This is a genomic window from Confluentibacter sediminis, assembly GCF_003258355.1.
Lineage (GTDB): Bacteria > Bacteroidota > Bacteroidia > Flavobacteriales > Flavobacteriaceae > Confluentibacter > Confluentibacter sediminis.
The window spans coordinates 363,623-382,298 of sequence record NZ_QKPO01000003.1 but is presented as its reverse complement, the minus strand read 5'-3'; the positions used below and the strand labels follow the sequence as shown (position 1 = coordinate 382,298).

The window sequence follows — 18,676 nt, the reverse complement described above, 5'->3', positions numbered from 1 at the left end:
TTTAAGATACGAATTTAAAAAGAATCATTAATGGTTTTTAAGAAGAAGTTTTTGCGCAGTCTGACGGGTTATTATAATATTTGTAGCGAACCACTTCTATTATTTCTGGAATTTCTTCTTGAAGTTCTAACCCATCAAAAGCTGTATTAATTGCCGTTAATAACACGGCACTATTAGGGTTTTTAGTAATTAACTGATATATATATATTGAATTCTTATGGAAAGTGTCATAACCCGTTTCTTCATTTATATAAAGAAGTGCTATAAACGATATACATAAGCCAATGCTTAACCCAATTAAGTTTAGAAAACTATATGGCTTTTGATTGATGAAATTTTTATAAACTAATTTTATATTGTAGAACATATTTCATGATTTACTCATCTCTTAAACTTTCTGCCGGGTTTCTACTGGCCGCTCTATAAGTTTGCCAGCTTACTGTAAGTAATGTAATAACTAGTGTAAAAAGCCCTGCCATAGCAAACACCCACCAACTTAAAGTGGTTTTGTAAGCAAAGTTTTCTAACCATTTGGTCATGGTATAATAAGCTATTGGACAAGCAACAACAAAAGTAATGAATACCCATTTTATAAAATCTCTGTTTAGCATCAGTATGATTTCGCAAATGGTCGCTCCGTTCACTTTACGAATTCCGATTTCTTTGGTTCTTTGTTGGGTTTTAAATAATGACATTCCTATTAAACCTAAAATGGTAATAAATATGGTTATTCCTGTTATTGTAAAAACAACTGTTTGTAATCTTTCCTCAAAATAATACTGCCCATCAACCATTTTATCTAAAACATTTAAATCTACATTATGGTTTGGGGATTGTTTATCTAACACAGACAACACAAATTTTTCTGCTTTTTCTTTATTTCCTTCTACATATTTAATAGTTAAGCTCCCGGAAACTTTTGAATATTTTTTTACATTAGAAAAAATCATGGGCTCTACCGCTTCTTTTAAAGAATTACTATTAAAATCTTTTACAACTCCTGCAATAATCCCGTGATCAATTCTTTCTCCTATAGGTTTTTTCAACCCCAAGACTTTCACAGCTGTTTCGTTTAAAATCACATCTTGCGAATCCGACCTATTTGTAAAATTATCCCCTAAAACCATTTCAAGTTGATACATTGGAATAAAGTTTTCATCTATTGTATATGCTTCAGCTTTAAACTTTTCTTTAGCATCATAACTTTTTGAAATAGTATAATGAGTACTTACATAAGAAGGTATAGTATTCCCTGTGGCGACAGATTCTATTACAGGATTTTTTAACAGTTCTTCTCTTAAAATTGCAGTGTTAAATTCAGCCTCTCGTATTACTAATAAATTTTCTATATGATAACCTTTGTCTGCATGAATCATATCATACAATTGTTTGTAAAAACCTGCAGAAAATATTAGCATTACGGCAACCATTACTAATTGTAAAGCTATTGCTGCATTTTTTAAACCTATTTTTTTGTTTGATACTTCTCCATTAAAAATAGCTACAGCATTGTATTTATTAATACATATGTACAACCATACACCAACCAATGTTGAAATAAAAATGATTAATGCTATTATATAAATTATAAATTTGTAATTATTAGATAAATCTAAAGACACCTGTCCAACTGATATTTTGTTAAATTCTAAAATTAGTACATCAACAAAAACAAGTGCTATTATAGAAGAAACAATACTTATAATGACTGCTTCAATCAAAAACATTTTTATAAGTCCAACTGAACTTAGACCATTTACACTTCTAATCATTAACTCTTTTAATCTTTTTTTTAAAATTGCCGTATACAAAAGCATATAATTCATTAATGATACAATTAATGCCAACAAACCTATTAATCCATAAAAAATAACATATTGAAATGGCACACTTGTAAAATTATTTATAACATGATCTGAATGCAAATGAACATCTGTAAGTTTTTGAAACTCATAAATAATTTTATCATTATAATCTGGGAACATTTTTTTTATAATTGCTTCAGTTTTTTTTGCTAGTTTTTTTACATCTACATTATTTTCTAACAAGAGGTAATTATCAAACTGTTCTCTTGCAAAGTAATCTGATGACTTCATATTGTTTTGATAACCTTGCAAATTCGAGACAGGAATTACCATTTCTGGCTTAATAGTAGATTTTTTAGGGAAATTTTTGTAAACGGCACCAATGGTATATGTTTCTGTATCATCGATAACTACTGTTTTTCCCACTACTAAAACTTCATTAAAAAACTCTAAAGCAAATCTCTCAGATACAATAATCGTTTTTGGATCCGTTTTAAAAGAACTAAAATCTCCCTGAAGAAGCTGAAAAGAAAGCACCTTTACAATTTCTGGACTTGCATACAAATTGTTAGATCCAAAATATACTCCATTATTTTTCTTCTCTTTGGTATCACTTTTAACACCTATTGGACTCTGTATGTAACAAAAACTCTCTTTTATTTCGGGTAATTGCTCCTTTAATATTTCGATTGCCTTTGGAGCAATATTAGGATTCAAGTTTGAACCATCAAGAGGTGTTTGTGACAATAACCTATAAATATTACCTGCATTTTTGTGGTAGGTATCATAACCTGTATGCTCAGTTACATAGAGCAAACTCACATAGGTTATACAAAGACCAATACTTAAACCCAATAGATTTAAAAAACTATAAGGACGTTGGTTGATAAAGTTTCTGTAAACTAATTTTAGGTGATATATAATATTCATTTTTTTTCTCAACAATTTAAAGTTAAATGCATTACTCATTCCGTAAACTTTCTACTGGGTTTGTGGTTGCCGCTTTATAGGTTTGCCAGCTTACAGTTATTAGTGCGATAACCAAAGTAAACATGCCAGCCAAAGCATAAACCCACCAACTTACATTGGTTTTATAAGCAAAGTTTTCTAGCCACTTACTCATGACGTAATATGCAACTGGCACAGCAATTATAAAGGCTATAATTACCCACTTTACAAAATCTCTGTTTAGCATTAGCATAATTTCTGTTATAGTTGCACCATTTACTTTACGAATGCCGATTTCTTTCGTTTTTTGTTGGTTTTTAAATAATGACATTCCTATTAAACCCAACATGGTAATAAATATGGCAATGATGGTTAACAACAGAATTGTTTTTTGAAGTGTTTTTTCTTTCCCATAAAAATATTCATTTACAGTATCCATATAATTAGGATCTAAAACATTCTTCCTTGCTTCTTCCATACTCCCGTATCTATCTATTAATGTTAAATCACTATAATTTGGATTGAAAATATTTTTAAAATATTCATTTTGATTTCCTAACAACTTTTGCACTATAAGTGAAGATTCATTTTTCTTTTCGGAATTGTATTTAATAACTAATTCATTACCGTTATCCATTTTAAACACTATTGGTCGCACCATCTTATGTAAATTCTCAAAATTAAAATCTTTAACTACTCCTATAATCGTCCCTGAGTTTGTTTTTTTTCCTATAGGATTCTCTATTTCTAAAAGTTTTACAGCTGTTTCATTTAAGAGAACAGCATCCTTTTTGTCTGTACTAAATTGCTTAGAGAAATTACGCCCTTCTTTTATGGAAATGCCATAAAGTGGAATATAATTATCATTTATCCTGAAATGCTCCATATCAACTTTATGGTTTGAATTTTCTAACATATTTATATAAGAAATACTAGAACCGCGCATATTTGGAATAGAAGGTCCTTGGGCAACATCAATTATTTCAGGATATTTCTTTGCTTCATCTATAAAAACATCAGTATCAATAAGATCAACATTTACAGATAACACAAATACACTTTGAGGCTGATACCCTTTATCTCCCTTTAGTAAGAAGTCTAATTGTTTGTAATATCCTAGTGAAAAAATAAGCATAAAACAAACAATGATTAACTGAATTGTTAAAGCATTATTTTTTAGAAAGAAATTATTTCTTGAACTATTTCCTTTAGCGACTCCTATAAATTCAATAGTGCTATACCTTATTAAATAATGATATAATTTATATCCAGATAATAATGAAATTAACATTACAACACACAGTACATACATTAAAAAACGGCTGTTAGTAAACCAACTAAAAACCAAGTGACTATTGGTGAACTTATTAAAAAAAGGAAGTAATAAATCTACTAACAAAACAGCCACAATAGAGGACACTAAACTGATGATGATAGATTCTACAATAAACATTTTCAGCAAACTCAACTTATCTAACCCTACCATTTTTCTGATAGCAAACTCTTTAAATCTTTTTTTGGTAATAGCGGTGTACAACAATAAAAAATTCATTAGAGAAATTACAAATATCAAACCTCCAATAACAGCATAACTAAATAAAACTTTTATAGAACCTCCATTTTCTACCCCAGTCAAATGATCTGAATACAAGTGAATATCTTCTAAAGACTGTATACCAAATTTTTTTTCTTTAAACTTCAGATGTGTTTTTTCAAAATCTATATTTTCTTCTAATTCTATGAAAGTTCTAAAAGCTGAATAACTTACATTTGTATTCCTTTCAGGAATCTGTGACTTTCCTATGGGAAATATTATTGAAAATTGTAAAAGAGATTTTTGAGGAAAATCTCTATAAACTGCACGAATAACATGTTCTGTTATTTTGTTTCCCTCTCTATTTAGAGACCGACTATCAACACTTATTGTTTTACCAATTACATCTACAGTACCAAATTCTTTAAGTGCATATGATTCTGAAACCACTGAAGTGTTTAAATTTTCTTTAAAAGAACTTAAATCTCCTGTTATTATATTAAAAGCAAACACCTCAAAAATTTCTGGATCAGCATATATTGCTTCTTTTTCGTTAATACCATTAATTTTTGGCCAACTATTAGTATAACGAACCACTTTTTTAATTTCGGGTATTTCTTCTGCTAATTCTTCCGCATCAAAAGCAGTTGTCATAGTCATTAGAGCTTCATCACCAGTAATTCCCTTAGCCAGTAACCTATAAATATTTTTAGAATTTTTATGAAAGGCATCCCAACCTGTTTCTTGAGTTACATATAATAACGATATAAAGGTTATACAAAGACCAATACTTAAACCCAATAGGTTTAAAACACTATAAGGACGTTGGTTGTTAAAGTTTCTGTAAACTAATTTTAGGTGATATAGAATATTCATTTTTTTCTCAACAATTTATAGTTAACTACATTACTCATCTCTTAAACTTTCCACTGGGTTTCTTGTTGCAGCTTTATAGGTTTGCCAACTAACGGTTAATAAAGCAATTACTAATGTAATAATACCAGCTATGGCAAAAACCCACCAACTTAAATCGGTTTTATAGGCGAAATTTTCCAACCATTTACTCATGGCGTAATAAGCTATTGGACAGGCGATAACAAAAGCAATTAACACCGATTTTATAAAGTCTTTATTAAGCATTATCATAATTTCTTTTATTGTGGCACCGTTTACTTTACGAATGCCGATTTCTTTAGTTGATTGTTCTGTTTTAAATAATGTCATCCCTATTAATCCTAGAAGTGTAATGAATATGATAATACCAGTTAATATTAAAACGGCCTTTTGAAGTGTTTTTTCACTACGGTATAAGTTTTCAATTAATGAATCTATATGATGAGGAGGATTTATATTTATTGAATAGTTATTTTCTTCTTTTATAGTATTTATCACTTTTACCGCATTTTTATACTTACCTTTTTTATATTTAATTGTTATATCTTTAACAAAGTCATACCCAATATTTTTTGTTTCTGCTTTTTTTCTTTTTTTTATATAGAATGCATAAGGTTCTATTTTTTTACGAAACGATGAAAAATGAAAATCTTTGACAACACCAATTACATTTCCCAAAAATCTATTTTGACCAATAGGATTGTCCTGTAATCCTAAATACTTCACGGCTGTTTCATTTAAAATAATGTCTCTGTCTTTATCAGTTTCATTAAAATTACGCCCCTTAATTAATTTTAATTGGTACATAGGAATATAATCTTGATCGATATTGTTTGAATTTACTTTAACGGATGCTGGAGAATCATTCACCATTGTAGTTATTATCATGGATTGGCTATCGGAACTGGCTAAAGAATAACCAAAAGCAACAGACTCTATGATTGGGTATTGAAGTAATGCTTCTTTATAAATATCTGCTTTTGATTCAGGAACTTTCACAACAAGCAAATTTTCAGTATGATATCCTTTGTCGGTATTTATCATAAAATCTAATTGCCGATAGACTCCTATGGTAAAAACAAGCATTAAGGATACAATTCCTATTTGGGTAACCACAGCTCCATTCTTTAAAAAAAAGTTAGCTCCTTTTTTTGAGTTGTTATTACTTAATATCTCAATAGTATTGTGTCTCCATACATAATACGTAAAATACATTCCTGCCACAATGGAGAGTAATACAACTAACAAACACCCATAAACTACAAACTCAAAATTTTCTAATCCATTTGATATTAAACGACTATCTGTAAATTCATTAAACCATGGAATGGCTATTTTCATTAAAAAAATAGCCATTATAGAAGAAACAAGACTTATAACGATGGTTTCAAAAAAGAATATTTTTAGCAAACCTATCTTTTTTAAACCATGTACTTTATGTATAGAAAACTCTTTAAATTGCCTTTTTGTAATGGCTGTATAGAGCAATAAAAAATTTAATAAAGAGATAATTAATGCCAATGCACCAATGATTACATAGAACATCACTTTTTTAATAGATCCTATCTGGGTTTCATTTACATCATCTGAAAACAAATGAATATCTTCTATAGCTTGTAAGCCATATACGGTACCTCTTCCATTGTGTTTTTTATCAATTTCTTTTCCTATTTTATTTATTTTTTTAGCAACATTTTCGACATCTGCATTATTTACTAATGATAAAAAAGTTTGAAAATCAGAAGCAGAATAAACTTGTGCTTTTCCTGATTGGTATCTTTTAGAATTCTCTATAGGAATAATTATATTAGGTTTAAATAAAGACTTTTTAGGAAAATTTTTAAAAACTGCAACAATGGTATAATCTGCTTTTAAACCATAATCAAATTCCCCATTAGGATATTTACCACCTCCTTCTAAATTTAAGGATTCACCTAGCACAGCCGTTTTCTTAAAATACTTTAATGCCGTCGCTTCAGATATAATTATAGACCTAGATTTAGTTTTAAAAGCATCTAAATTACCTTCAATAAGATTAAAAGAAAGTATATCTACAATTCCAGAGCTAGCTCCTATCGCTTCATATTCTCTAACACTATCGTTAATTGTAAAACTAGTATGTTCATAAACAAACATCTTCTTGATCTCTGGAACCTCCTCTTTAAAACGTTTTGATATTGCAACATTTATAGTTGTAGTTTTTTCATTATCAAAAGAGTTTTTCAACAATAGCCTATAAATATCTTTAGAATTCTTATGAAAGCTATCATATCCTGTTTCTTCTGTAACATATAACAAGACAATAAATGCTATGCATAATCCAACACTTAAACCCGCTAAGTTTAAAAAACTATAGGGACGTTGGTTGATGAAGTTTCTATAAACTAATTTTAGGTGATATATAATATTCATTTTTCTTTTCTCAACAATTTATAGTTAACTGCATTACTCATCCCTTAAACTTTCAACAGGGTTTCTTGTTGCTGCTTTGTAGGTTTGCCAACTAACGGCAATTAAAGCAACCACTAAAGTGAACATACCAGCCAAAGCAAAAACCCACCAACTTAAATTGGTTTTATAAGCAAAGTTTTCTAACCACTTGCTCATGGCGTAATATGCAACAGGTACCGCAATTACAAAGGCTATAATTGCCCACTTTACAAAGTCTTTATTAAGCATGAGCATAATTTCTTTTATAGTGGCTCCATTAACTTTACGAATACCTATTTCTTTGGTTTTACTTTCTGTAATGAACAAACTAATGGCTACCAAGCCTAAGAAGGAAATAAACAAAACAATTACTGTAAAGGCTTCTAACAAGCGTTTTAATTGAAGTTCTTTTTTGTAAATATATTCATAGTCAAAACTAGAAATGACTTTATTTAGAACGCGTTCGTCTTCTATGCCTTTATTTATAAACAACTTTTTTAAGTCAGTCATTAAAGTTTCTTTATAACCTTCCTTACAAGAAATTTGAAATACATTAGGATATCCATTAAAATCAAAGCCTAAAATTATAGGTTGAATAGAATGATATAGTGGCATGTTGAAAACATCTTTAAAAACTCCCACAATAATCCCTTTTCTTGAAGATTCGGTTGCATCGTCATTCGTCAAAATAGATCCAATTGGATTTTTAAGATTCGCTTTTTTTACAAAATTTTCATTAACCAAAACTTCTACTAACGAATTACTGTTTCTTAATTTTGCAATTCTTCCAACATCAAAATGATCATTAACATTATTGGAAAGCAATGATGGATTTAAATTTTTTCCTTGTAATAATTCTATTTTATAGGTTTTTAAATAATTGTTATCACCTTGAATAACAACAGCATCAATTTCTTTATTAAGCTCTAGTAATTTTGTGTTGGATGCCCTAGAATCTGTTCGAAATAAATTTTGTCCTCTGGCAAATGAATTCACATAACTTTTAGATTGAAGTAGATTTTTTATTTCATCTATAAAGTTCATGGTTGCGACACTAATAACATTTTTGGTATCGAAACCGACATCCTTGTTTTGAATATAATCCACCTGTTTTTTTATTGCTAAAACAGATATAATGGTAGCAATGCTTAAAACTAATTGAAATCCAATAATATATTTACTTGAAAGGTTAAAGGTATTTTTTACATTTTTATTGATAATAAGAATAATAGCACTATAGGAAATTAAAAACTCAATAAATCCAATTATTAACCCAATAACTAATGCAAGACCAAAAAAAGTTACTAGCATAAATGCATCTGATGTTAAAGACAGTACATAATCAAAACCTATTAATCCTGATATATATGTATTTAACCAAGGGAAACTAATAAAAGCAATAGTTAACGCGAGTAAAATATTTAAAATAGACTCTGAAATAAGTTGTAATAAAATATTACCCTTAGAAGCACCTAAATAGCGTTTAGTAGTAAATTCTTTAACCCTTGAACTGTTTCGTCCAATATTCATGATGATATAATTAAGACCACCAAAAATCAATACCAAAATTCCAACTAAAGAGATTATTTTTAGAAACTGAAGAGATCCTTTTTTTTCTTCGCTTCTGATGTCATTTGAGCTAAAATAAATAGTATCTAACCTTTGTAGATAAAATGGAAGCTTTTGTATATTACCATTAGAAGCACTATTGTGTGCCTCAAACAGCTCTTCACTTATGTTATCTGTTAACTTTTTAGTGTTGCTTAATTTAGGTATATACAGGTATAATTCTGGGCTCCATTGCCCCCAGCCATCTCCTAATCCTGTAGCTTTTTCATAATCTGAATAATTTATGATGCCTTCTGCTTGAATGGTTGATGTTTCGGGGAAATCTTTTACTACTCCTACAACCACTAAATTTCTTTTGTCTGGATTTTTATATTCTGAAACCGATAAAATTTCACCGATAGGGTTGTTATTTTTAAATAATGTCTTTGCTTTTTTTTCAGTAAGCACAATACCATTGGGCGTATCTTGAAATTGTTTTAAACTTCCAGCAATCATTGGAAAATCAAACAACTCAAAAAAAGAAGGATCTGCATAAATAAATTTACTTAGTTCTGAATTTCCTTTGAAATGGAGTTCTGGAGGCTCATCCTTTTGAATACGAACATAATCTTGTACTTCTGGAAGCTTCTCTTTTAATAACTTTCCTAAGGGATTTGGTGATGCCGAAATTCTATAATCGGCATTTCCCCATTTTGATAATACCCTATAAATCTCCTTCCGTTTTGTATGAAAAGAATCCACACTCAGTTCCTTATAAACAAAATGATAGATATGAAAAGATGCTATTATAGCGATGCTCATCCCTAAAATAGAAACGGCATATATTTTATAATTGCGCGTAATTCTACGCAGGTACTCTCTTAGAATTTTAAATAGCATCTTAAAAATAGTTGGTGGTTAAAACTTGTTTTTAAACTAACTCAGCATCTTTTCTAGTTTCTGTAACAATTTTTCCATCAAATAAATTAATAATTCGGTGCGCATAGTTAGCATCTCTATCAGAGTGTGTTACCATAACAACAGTTGTACCTTCTCTGTTTAATTCTGTTAATAAATCCATCACTTCAATACCATTTTTAGAATCTAAGTTCCCTGTTGGCTCATCGGCAAGAATTAATTTAGGGTTTGCCACTACAGCTCTAGCAATGGCAACGCGCTGTTGTTGTCCACCAGATAATTGTTGCGGAAAATGTTTAACTCTATGTCCCATTTTCATGCGTTCTAAAACCTCTGTTACCATTCTTTTACGTTCACTGGCACTTATTTTTAAATAAATAAGAGGTAACTCCACATTTTCAAAAACGGTTAGTTCGTCAATTAAGTTAAAGCTTTGAAAAACAAATCCTACATTGCCTTTGCGTTCTTGGGTGCGCTGACTTTCTTTCAGTTTTCCAACTTCTTTTCCATTAAATGCATATGTTCCTTCTGAAGGGTTATCCAATAAACCTATAATGTTTAATAGCGACGATTTACCACATCCCGAAGGTCCCATAATAGCGACAAATTCGCCCTCAGTGACATGAAGATTCACATCATTTAATGCTTTTGTTTCAACTTCTTCAGTTCTGAAGATTTTTGATAGATGTTCTGTTTTTATCATGATTTCTAGATTTTAACCCTTTAAAGAGTTTTGTTAATATTTGTTTTTATTTATGATTCGATTATTATTTTTCTATTTTATTCATCCCTTAAACTATCCACTGGATTTTGCTTGGCAGCATTATAACTTTCCCAGCTTACTGTTAGCATCGCAATCAGTAATGTAAATATGCCTGCGAGTGCAAACACCCACCAATTTAAACTGGTTTTATAGGCAAAATTTTCTAACCATTTACTCATCGCAAAATAAGCAATTGGGCAAGCGACTACAAAAGCCACTAAAACCCATTTAACAAAATTTTTGTTGAGCATGATTAAAATATCTTTTATAGTAGCACCGTTCACTTTACGGATGCCTATTTCTTTACTCTTGTTAGTAGAAATGAAAATGATTTGTCCCCAAAGACCAAGACATGTAATTATGATTGCTATTATGGCAAATAAGGAACAGGCATTCGCTAATAGCTCTTCTTTTTTATACATGGAATCGAATTTTAAATCATAAAACTCATATTCTAACGGCTCGTTTGTCGTCATGTCATCCCAAACTTTATTTATGTATTGCATAGTGCTAGCTATATTATTAGCATCCATTCTAACACTAACATTTCTATTAATACCATATTTGATTAGAAGGGGTTCAATTTTTCTATGAATGGGACCAAAATTGAAATCTTTTACAATGCCAACTATCTCAAATTCATCTTGAAATGGCTTAATTTTTTCACCAATAGAATCCTTCAACTCAAAAGCTTTTATAGCTGCTTCATTTACAATACATTGTTTTTTATCATTTGGTGACACATTTCTTCCTTTTAAAAGTTCTATTTGCATGGTTTCTAAAAAGTCGTCATCCACATCAATTTGATAAGCATCAAAATCCCATTTTATACTTGACATTTTCATAGAGATATCCCCTAAAGTACCTCCACTCAATGCCACTTTTTCAATAGAAGGATTATTTAAAAGTTCTGCCTTAAATGATTCTGGGTCTAAAGCTTTAAAAGGAACATTTATATATAACAATTGATTTTTGTTAAATCCTAAATCTTTATGTTTTGCATAAAATATCTGTTTTTGGATGGTTAAAACCCCCGTTATTAAAAGCATACATATAGACAGTTGAAAAATGGGAAGTAAACTACTTCTAAACTTGTTTTTTGTTTTAAAAACAGTATTATTTAAAAAGTTTTGATAGTTAAATTTAGAAAGTAATATGGCTAAGGGAATACTCGATATTAAAACTACAACTGCCAGAGACATGATGATACTAATAATGAATGGAGATGTTGTGAGCGTTTGTATTTTTAATTCTTCTTGAAATATTTGATTAAAATAGGGAAGTGAAAATTGAACTGTAATAAGAGATATAATAAACGCAATTAGTACCCATAGAAAAACATCTGCAAGATATTGTGAAACAATATTTTTATTGCTTGCCCCATTTACTTTTTTTATACCAATTTCCTTGATTCGTTTATATTGTAAAGACAATATATAATTGATGTAATTAATAATAGATAATAACAAAATCAAGATGCCTATTATAGAAATAATTTTAACCAAACTATAATTGCCATGATTATTACCATCTATAACATCAGTATCAAAATAAATAGCATTTAAAGGTTGTAAAGTAATTGCTTTTACAGTTTTATAATACGTACCAATTGACTCATTAATTGTTTTTTCAAGTGATTCCTTACTTTCATTTTCTTTTAAAAGGATGTAATGATTGGTGGTATTGAATATTTCTCCATTTGCAAAATTTGAATTGAGTCTGAAGTCTGAATTTTCAGAGTTTAACAAGATTGAACCCTTAATGCTAGAATTATGTGGAAAGTCTTTAATAACTGCACTAATAATGGTTTCATTTGTTCCTACTTTAAGTTTTTTTCCAATTGGGTCTACCGTTCCAAATATTTTATTTGCTGCTGAATGTGTTATGATAGATGAATTTTTATCTGCAAATGGGTTGTTAGACATACTTTTAACAACATTAACCGACATCAAATCAAAAACTGAATTATCAGTAGCAATTACGCCATCAATATAAACTGAAGATGTATCTGTATAAACAGTCCATGGTTTAGCTCCGTTTATATGAATTGGGCAAGCTTTTTCTATCGCAGCATATTTGTTTTTAAGTGTTTCATTTAGCCTATAATCTAAATTGGCATTTTTAGTTTCTGAATCAATTAGCCTATATATTCTATCGTAATTTTTATTGTACGTGTCAATTGTCAGCTCTTTGTAAACAAACAAGCCTATTATGAGACAAATAGAAAACCCTGCCGAAAAGCCAATAATACCAAGTAAACTAAAGAGACGGTTTCTTCTTAAATCTCGTATGGCTATTTTTAAATTTTTTCTTATCATTTTTATAACTCTGAACTATTTTTAATCAAATCATTTTAATAAAAAGATTGTTTGTTGCTCTCGCAATAGCGGTCTGTTTTATTATTCATCCCTTAAACTATCCACTGGGTTTTGTTTTGCTGCTTTATAACTTTGCCAACTTACAGTTAACAAGGTAATTAGTAATGTAAATATGCCTGCGAGTGCAAAAACCCACCAACTTAAACTGGTTTTATAAGCAAAATTTTCTAGCCATTTACTCATGGCGTAATAAGCAATTGGGCATGCAATAACAAAAGCCACCAATACCCATTTAACAAAATCTTTGTTTAGCATAATTAATATCTCTCTTATGGTAGCACCGTTGACTTTGCGCACGCCTATTTCCTTAATGCGACGTTGGGTATCATACAGTGCAATCGTGAACAAACCAATCGCGGAAATTAACAAAGCGATGATGGTAAAAATGATATATATCGTGCTTAGGCGCTTTTCTTTTTCGTAAAGTGCTGCTATATCATTGCTGAGAAAAGCGTATTGAAAGGTTTCTCTTGGATTAACTTTTTTAAATAATGCTTCAACAAGTAGCAGACCTTCTTGAACCTTATCTTCTTGAAATTGAATTATAAAATCCTCATCAATATCATCCCAAAATGTCATTAGTAAAGGTTTTGGTTTTGCTGATAAGTGTTCGTAATTAAAGTCTTTAACCACACCTATTACCTCATACCCCTCAGTTTCATCCCAAAATTTATTCAATAAAAAGCTTTGTGAAATATCTGTAATATTCCAAAACTTTTTTGCTGCTTCATTTATAACCAACTTTTTTGCTCTTGATTGATCAACTCCTTGCTCAAAAAAACGTCCTTCAATAATTTCCAAATCAAATACTTTATCATAATTATAATTGATACTTAATAGATTTTCCGATGAATATTCATTATCACTATTTTTAAGTTTCCAAGGTGTTAAAAATGGCTTTAAAGGGGAGTAACCTTGAGCGAAATTCGCAATAATTGAATGTGATGCAAGTTCATTTTTAACATATTGATAATTACTTTGTTGGTTAGCTTTCTGGGATTCATAGGCTGCCATTTTAGCTTTTATAATATCTTGCTCTTCCTTGTAATTATTAAAATCACGTCCATTTTGTAAAGGAAAAGGTAGTCGACTGAACAACTTTGTACTAATTATATTTTTATTTCTAAACCCTAGGTCTTGATGTAACATCATATCTAATTGCTTTACAACAATTATTGATGATATTAATAAGATAAAAGTTAAGGTATATTGTAAAACAGCTATGGTTTTACGGCCAACTAGTTGGCTTCCAGAAAAAGCTAAGGGTTTTAAACTTTTAACCAAAGGCCTTCTTAGAATAGTTATAAAAGGGTAAATAAGGGCTAAGCATATTAATATACTTAATACCGTGGTATTTATCACTAAAATGCTAAGTAATGATGGGGCAATCTCTACTTGAGTAAAAATATTGAAAACAGGCAATATTAATTGATATCCCAATGTAATTATAAAAGTAGATACAATAAGCAATAATAAAATTTCAAATAACTTCTGATTTAAAAGTTGCTGTTTTTTTGCGCCATTTACGACACTAATAGCTAATTGTTTTAATGTGCTATTGGTGTTAATTATTTGTAAGTTTGAAAAATTTAAAGCAGATATTATTAAAATAACTAGCATTATGGCCATAAGTGTATAAATCACGTTTTCATCTCCAAAACGAGAAATTATATCTTTAACATCTACAATTCCCTTATTAAAATATAAATTACCAAAAGGCAAAATATTTGTTTTACTATCACTAAATTGATGATGTTTATGCCCTATATTCTTTATTTTTTCAACAAATAAGGCTTTATCAAACTTTTGGTTTACCATTAAAAAAGCCGCTCCCGACCTAGAAAATTTATTTGGCTCATCATCATAAGGCAAAATAAAATCAAAAGTTATAGAACTGTTAGAAGGTGCTTTTGCAACAACACCTTTTACCGTGTAAACATCTTCATAAGAAGAAGTTACTTTAACTTTTTTACCAATGGGATCTTCATCTCCAAACATTTTTTTTGCAAATGCTTTAGTAATTATAACGGCATCAGGATCTGATAAAATAGTTTTTCTATCACCTACTTTTAATTCAAAATCGAAAACTTGAAAAAAACTACTATCAACTACAATCCCTTCTGGAGAAAAGGTGTTTTCCCCATAAGTAAACTTCATGGTTTCAAAAGGGTATTTTTGAATAGTTGTTGAATTTTCCAGTTCTGGATAATCTTTATGATTAAAACCAAAAAATAATCTTGCATCAATTGCTGAGGGTTTACTTTCTGCAGAAACTTCTATGGTCATCATATAAATATCATTCTTCCTTTCATGAAAATCGTCCATACTTAACTCGTTGTTTACATAAGAAAACAATAACGAAATACATAAAGCCCCTAAGCAAAGTGTTGCAAGGCTACCTGTAAATATGGTTTTGTTGGAACGGAAGTTTCTAATGGCAAATTTAAAATAGTGTTTTAGCATCTTAGTTAGTTTATTGTAAAATTATTATGAGGCGTGCGAACCGTGTACTTAACCTCTAGACTCTCTCAACTAGATTGGTTATTGCTATTTTATGTTTGTTTTATGCAATAGCAAAACAAAAAACAAACGTTGCATTAATACAGTTTCAACACGCCTTCATAATAATATGTCGTTTTTTGATTGATTGATTTTATTAATTTAACAATAGTTTATCGGTATCTCCAAAATTGTCATAACTCGACGTAATAACTTGTTCGCCTGGTTCCAACCCTTCAATGATTTCGTAATACTGCGGATTTTGTTTTCCTATTTTAACTTGGCGTTTAATAGCTAAATCTCCTGAGCTATTAACCACATATACCCATTGGCCTCCTGTACTTTGAAAAAAAGCACCACGTGGCAATAAAAGCGCTTCGGTTGGTGCACCAAGTTGTAATTTTATATAATAGCTTTGGCCAGTTCTTATATTTTCTGGTTTGGTATCATCAAATATCATATCAATTTTAAACTTGCCTTCCTTAACATCCGGATACACTTTTTTAATATTTAAATGATAGACAGTGCCATCTCTATCAAATGTTCCAGACAATCCTTTTTTAATTCTATCTATATAATGTTCGTCTATGGTTGATTCAATTTTAAAATTGGTAAGTACATTTATTTGCCCGATGTTTTGTCCTTTGGCTATTTGTTTTCCTATTTCTGCATTTAAAGTTCCCAATTGTCCATCTGTACTAGCTTTTACATTTAAGTTGTCAATACGCTCGTATTCCATACTTAATGTTTGTTTCATACGCTGCAAGTCTCTACTTAATTCAATAATACTTGTTACGCTCAATAGTGAATCTTGTTCGGTTTGGAATTTATTTACTTCGTAACTTTTCTTAGAAAGTTCATAGCTTTCTTTTGCTTGCAGATAATCTTCTCTTGCAATTAATTCTTCATTATAAAGGGATTCATTTTGTTCATAATTACGCTTGGCTTTTTTTAATTGATATTCTGATTCTAAAAGCGTTCTTTGACCTGCAATGCGTTTAGAATCAAAATTAATTTGTGTTTGTCTTAAATCATTTTGTTTGGTAGCTAAATTGTTTTCACTACCCAAAATCTGTCCATACAAATCTCTATTTTCTAATTTCAAAATAACATCGCCTTCTTTTACCATGCTACCTTCTTCTATAAGAATTTCCATAACACGACCACCCTCATAAGCATCTAAGTACACGGTGGTTATGGGGTTTACTGAACCACTGATACTTATATAATCATTGAATTCATCATTAACAACCTCAGATATGGTGATTTTATCCTTTTCGACCTTTAATGAAGAACCTGTATCACCAAATGCGAGATACACAATAAAAATTATAACTAAGACAACAATAGCTGCAATACCTACGTGTTTTGGACGTATGCCCTTTTTCTTTTCTAATATAGTATCCATTTAGTTGTTTGTTACTTGTGTTAAGGTTGGTAAAATGAATGTTCCGTTATAGAAATCCAATGTCTTTTTTTGAATATTGAATTGAATTCGCATTCGTAATTGGTCAATTTTGGCACTTATAAACTCATTATTTATAGCCTGTAAATCGTATAAAGTAATTAATCCGTTTTTTAATTTTTTCTGAGCGATGGTAAGTGTCAATTCTTTTAATTCTACTTTTTTTGAATTCAGCTTATCTTCGGCGAGTAAGGCTTCGTTTTTTTGAATTAGCATTTGAATTTCTTTCTGTACAACTTGCTTTTTTTGTTCTAAATCTACATTTGCTTTTAAAAGATTAATTCGAGCAATTTTGGTATTACTCCAATTTCTACCATTGCCAAATATGGGAATGTTTAAAGAGAACCCAATATATTTATAGGTGTTGCTTTTTGTCTGATCCCAAAATTCAATTTCATTGCCAGAAGTATCTAACCTATTGGGGAAGTAGCTAGTGCTAATCCCTGTGTTAAACGTAATTTTAGGGAAAAATGCAGCTTTGGTAATAGCTAAGTTTTTTTCAGCAGCTTTTACATTCAGTTTTTCCATTTGAAGTGTTGGTAAAAACTGCTGGGCTTTGTTAAATAAGCTTTCCGCATCTACATTTGTTAACGATTCGTTGATTGATTGATTTTCTAAAGGTGCTAATAATTCTATATCATCTTGTGGTAAATTCATTTCTTGAATCAATGCTAATTTGGCTTCTTTTAACCTATTATTAGCTTGTAATACGCTTAATTCATCTGAGCTAACGGTAGCTTCAATTTCATATAAATCAGCTTTAGCTTTCATGCCCAACTCTACTTGAGATGAAATTAACTTATACTGTAATAAATTTATGGATTGTTGTTCGGTTACAATAGATAAAGCCCCTTCATTAAAAAGGACATCATTATACAAATTCATGATTTTGAAAGCCAAATCATATTTGGATTGCTCTGTGGATTGCTTATTTGTTTCAAATTGAATTTTTTGATAAGCGAGTGCGTTCCATTTTTTAAATGATTCAAAAAGAACAATGGAAGTTGATAAGCCACCATTTATTCCATATATATTTTTGGTGTTTACAATGGTGTTGGTATAAGGATCTACGGTTCTACCATAACTCACATTATAACTTGGTAAGCTAGTATAAATTTGAGGAAACATATCTCTCTTGGACTGATTCCAATTTTCCTTACCAATAGACTCATTGTATACTTGACTTTGCTGTCCTAAATTATGTTCCAACGCATAAGCAATGCATTCATCTAATGTCCAGTCTTTTTGTGAAAAACCATTAAAACAAATCATTATAAAGCATAAAAATTGGCAGGCAACTAATGTTTTATTCATTATTTATATTTCTAACTCCTTCTATGTATACCATTAATATGCCATAAAACAAAAATTCTGATAATGTGATTGTTACAAAATAAAAGGCATTGTTATTTATAAAAAATGTAAAATTTATTAACAATAAGTGTAAAAATATTTTACACTTATTGTTAATCTCTACTTCTAATTAGTAGCTTT

At 29.9% G+C, this 18,676-nt stretch carries 10 protein-coding genes; all 10 read right to left on the bottom strand.

All coding sequences use genetic code 11. The features are described from left to right. Positions 1–37: 37 nt before the first annotated feature. Positions 38–367 carry a hypothetical protein gene (locus tag DKT72_RS03470; protein WP_111307320.1) on the bottom strand — a complete coding sequence of 110 codons (330 nt, stop codon included), beginning with the start codon at positions 365–367 and terminating at the stop codon, positions 38–40. 10 nt (positions 368–377) lie between these two features. After that, positions 378–2,735: an ABC transporter permease gene (locus tag DKT72_RS03465; RefSeq protein ID WP_162623229.1), complete on the bottom strand. Its 2,358-nt coding sequence runs from the start codon at positions 2,733–2,735 to the stop codon at positions 378–380. A 31-nt stretch (positions 2,736–2,766) separates the two neighbouring features. After that, positions 2,767–5,163, bottom strand: coding sequence for an ABC transporter permease (locus DKT72_RS03460; protein ID WP_111307318.1), 2,397 nt, complete (start codon positions 5,161–5,163; stop codon positions 2,767–2,769). A 30-nt stretch (positions 5,164–5,193) separates the two neighbouring features. Beyond that, a complete protein-coding gene (locus DKT72_RS03455; RefSeq protein WP_111307317.1) occupies positions 5,194–7,593 on the bottom strand; it encodes an ABC transporter permease in 2,400 nt (799 codons plus the stop codon). A gap of 33 nt (positions 7,594–7,626) precedes the next feature. Then, positions 7,627–10,059, bottom strand: a complete 2,433-nt coding sequence (locus DKT72_RS03450; protein ID WP_111307316.1) for an ABC transporter permease — start codon at positions 10,057–10,059, stop codon at positions 7,627–7,629. 31 nt (positions 10,060–10,090) lie between these two features. Further along, positions 10,091–10,780, bottom strand: a complete 690-nt coding sequence (locus DKT72_RS03445; protein WP_111307315.1) for an ABC transporter ATP-binding protein — start codon at positions 10,778–10,780, stop codon at positions 10,091–10,093. 77 nt (positions 10,781–10,857) lie between these two features. Beyond that, positions 10,858–13,158 (bottom strand): ABC transporter permease, encoded by a 2,301-nt coding sequence (locus DKT72_RS03440; RefSeq protein ID WP_111307314.1) that lies wholly within the window; start codon positions 13,156–13,158, stop codon positions 10,858–10,860. A gap of 81 nt (positions 13,159–13,239) precedes the next feature. Next, positions 13,240–15,681: an ABC transporter permease gene (locus DKT72_RS03435; RefSeq protein WP_111307313.1), complete on the bottom strand. Its 2,442-nt coding sequence runs from the start codon at positions 15,679–15,681 to the stop codon at positions 13,240–13,242. Positions 15,682–15,874: 193 nt separating this feature from the next. Continuing rightward, on the bottom strand, positions 15,875–17,125 hold the full coding sequence (locus tag DKT72_RS03430) for an efflux RND transporter periplasmic adaptor subunit (protein WP_111307312.1): 1,251 nt from the start codon (positions 17,123–17,125) through the stop codon (positions 15,875–15,877). Continuing rightward, the gene (locus DKT72_RS03425; protein WP_111307311.1) at positions 17,126–18,496 is read right to left on the bottom strand and encodes a TolC family protein; all 1,371 of its coding nucleotides are present in this window, start codon (positions 18,494–18,496) and stop codon (positions 17,126–17,128) included. It abuts the gene before it with no gap. Positions 18,497–18,676: the final 180 nt, after the last annotated feature.

Bases quoted from the DNA above. Each gene is read 5' to 3' on its own strand.
- DKT72_RS03460 (WP_111307318.1), bottom strand. From the start codon at position 5,163: ATGAATATTCTATATCACCTAAAATTAGTTTACAGAAACTTTAACAAC.
- DKT72_RS03445 (WP_111307315.1), bottom strand. From the start codon at position 10,780: ATGATAAAAACAGAACATCTATCAAAAATCTTCAGAACTGAAGAAGTT.
- DKT72_RS03435 (WP_111307313.1), bottom strand. From the start codon at position 15,681: ATGCTAAAACACTATTTTAAATTTGCCATTAGAAACTTCCGTTCCAAC.
- DKT72_RS03425 (WP_111307311.1), bottom strand. From the start codon at position 18,496: ATGAATAAAACATTAGTTGCCTGCCAATTTTTATGCTTTATAATGATT.
- DKT72_RS03430 (WP_111307312.1), bottom strand. From the start codon at position 17,125: ATGGATACTATATTAGAAAAGAAAAAGGGCATACGTCCAAAACACGTA.
- DKT72_RS03455 (WP_111307317.1), bottom strand. From the start codon at position 7,593: ATGAATATTATATATCACCTAAAATTAGTTTATAGAAACTTCATCAAC.
- DKT72_RS03450 (WP_111307316.1), bottom strand. From the start codon at position 10,059: ATGCTATTTAAAATTCTAAGAGAGTACCTGCGTAGAATTACGCGCAAT.
- DKT72_RS03440 (WP_111307314.1), bottom strand. From the start codon at position 13,158: ATGATAAGAAAAAATTTAAAAATAGCCATACGAGATTTAAGAAGAAAC.
- DKT72_RS03470 (WP_111307320.1), bottom strand. From the start codon at position 367: ATGTTCTACAATATAAAATTAGTTTATAAAAATTTCATCAATCAAAAG.
- DKT72_RS03465 (WP_162623229.1), bottom strand. From the start codon at position 2,735: ATGAATATTATATATCACCTAAAATTAGTTTACAGAAACTTTATCAAC.